Source organism: Enterobacter sichuanensis (assembly GCF_002939185.1).
Classification (GTDB): Bacteria; Pseudomonadota; Gammaproteobacteria; order Enterobacterales; family Enterobacteriaceae; genus Enterobacter; species Enterobacter sichuanensis.
Window position 1 is genome coordinate 1 of sequence record NZ_POVL01000127.1, and the last position, 2,258, is coordinate 2,258.

1 protein-coding gene is annotated in these 2,258 nt (G+C 51.3%); it reads left to right on the forward strand.

Translation table 11 applies throughout. From position 1 onward, the window contains the following. Positions 1 to 583: 583 nt before the first annotated feature. Positions 584 to 2,258, forward strand: a 1,675-nt coding sequence (locus tag C5687_RS23955; RefSeq protein ID WP_104558206.1) for a T6SS phospholipase effector Tle1-like catalytic domain-containing protein, incomplete at its 3' end; no start/stop codon positions are given.

A 2,258-nucleotide genomic window follows, 5' to 3' on the forward strand; every position in this document is an offset into this window, starting at 1 on the left:
CTAATATTAATCATACATCGAGTGGATATTTCTTAAGGAAAATGCTACTACAACACTTAATCTTAGATGTGATTTAAATAGGCAGAAAATCAGTTTTTTATAAGTTATTGATTTTGCCGTTGATTTTATTTGATGGACATTCAATTATCCAGGGGGGGGACTTTTTCATTATATGATTATCTAAAGACTTATAAGAAGTTTTATTTAAATATCAGCAAATATGAAATAATGGCTTTAGTCCTTGAACCCACTTTGTCTTTTTAATATTTCTCAAATGATTCAGTTTAACCATGCAGCGCAAAGATTCATCGCCAACCGCAACTGACGGTCAACTGAAAATTTATTGTCTTGAAACGTTACTCCATACTGTTCATAAGAACCGAATTGCGAAGACATGGACTCAATTACTCTCGCGAAGCTATGAGCCTATAAGAGGACGCGAACGGCATTCTTATTAACGTTATCACTACTTATATCCTTGTTTTAGTGGTTCTTCTTGGTGGAAGAAATCGAAGATAGAACGCTGATTTTAGTTAAGGTAAGATGCGATAATTATTAACCCGCGAAATTAAAAGGACTTTCCATGGGCACAAACGAGAAGGCTGCGCCGGAAGATACCCGCTATTACCGGTATGAAATTATTGGAGACAATACCCACCGAACCAGTATTCACTGCACAGAAAAAGTCGTCCATTGCCGACGGGTGCCAGTCAGGGGGATCACGCTGACCGTAGGTGTCTTCTTTGACGGCACGGGGAACAACCGGGCGAATTCAGACGATCTGCGGCTGGCATATGCCCACTGCGCTGGTCTGGTCGGCGAGGATCGTGCCAGGGCGTGCGAGAAGTATGAAAAGCATGCCAGAGCAGGGTTGGGGAACGCCAGCTGGCAGGGCGGCATCACTAATATTTCGCGGCTGTTTGACCTTTATCAGCCTAGTGATGAACTCAACGACAGTGAGACAGAGGCGCAGGTAAAAATCTACGTCAGCGGCATCGGGATGGCGGACGGTGAAAGCGATTCTATGCTGGGAGCGGCGCTGGGCAGCAGCCTTATCCGGCAGTTTGAAGGGGTGGTGACGAAAACAGATGAGGCGCTTGACAAAATCAGCGCAGAGCTGACCCGTTTTATCAAACTCAACCGTGACAAAGTGGCGATTGCGAAGGTGCAGTTTGACGTGTTCGGTTTCAGCCGCGGAGCAGCGGCAGCGCGGCACTTCGCCAACCGGGTGATGAACCAGGACGCGGAGATAGCGGTGGCGATAGATAAAGGATTAGACCTGACAGGGCACCATGGAAAAGCGGCGGGAGAGGTACGCTTTCTGGGACTGTTTGACACGGTGGCGGCCATCGGGAGTTTGCTGAACTTCTACGGCATCAACGGGCGCAGCAACCCCGGCGTCAACCTCGAACTGCGTCCCTCGGTGGCGCAGAAGGTGTTTCAGATAAGCGCAATGCACGAGTGCAGATATAACTTCAGCCTGAACAGCATAGCGGGGATGTGGCCGGAACTGGCGCTGCCGGGTGCGCACTCGGATATCGGCGGAGGCTACAACGCGGGAGAGGATGAAATATCCCTGCTGACGATGCCGGACTTTGAAGTGATACCGGAAAGCTCGGATGAAATGCAGACGGCAGTATACCGTAAGGCGGAGAAGATGCGTCAGACGCTATATTCGCTGCCGGCGCTGAAGTACCTGATGCCGCATGGTGAGGTGGAGACGAAAATGATTTCGTGGCCACTGGTTAACCGGGATAAGGCACGGGCGTTTATTTTTGACAAGAAATCCGGCGCGGCGGTATTTATGACTCGCCGGGCGGTGCCGAACGACTGGGAAAAGGTGAGCATGCGCGTGATGCTCGATGCGGCACAGGACGCCGGGGTTATTTTCGGGGATATTGACCCGCAAAACCCAGATACAACACTTCCTGCTGAGCTGGTTCTCCTGTGTGAGAAAGCGATAGCACAGGGGCGCGCAGTCCGGTTGGGCGTAGAGCCTGAGGGCTTTACTGCAGAGGATATGCGGACCATCGGGCGTTACCTGCACTGTTCAGCGAACTGGAACATCGACTCTGACCTGAGCCTGTGGGTGAATCCTTCATCAGGTGAGGTTTTCCTGCGAAACCACTATGCGCCGACGGATGAACGCTCCTTCGTGTGGCCGATGGCTCCGGCCAAAGGGTGGGTGCGGACGGTATGGCGGATGGACGACCAGCAGCAGTGGGAAGACAGGGCGCGGGCGAATGCGGACGCGCTGT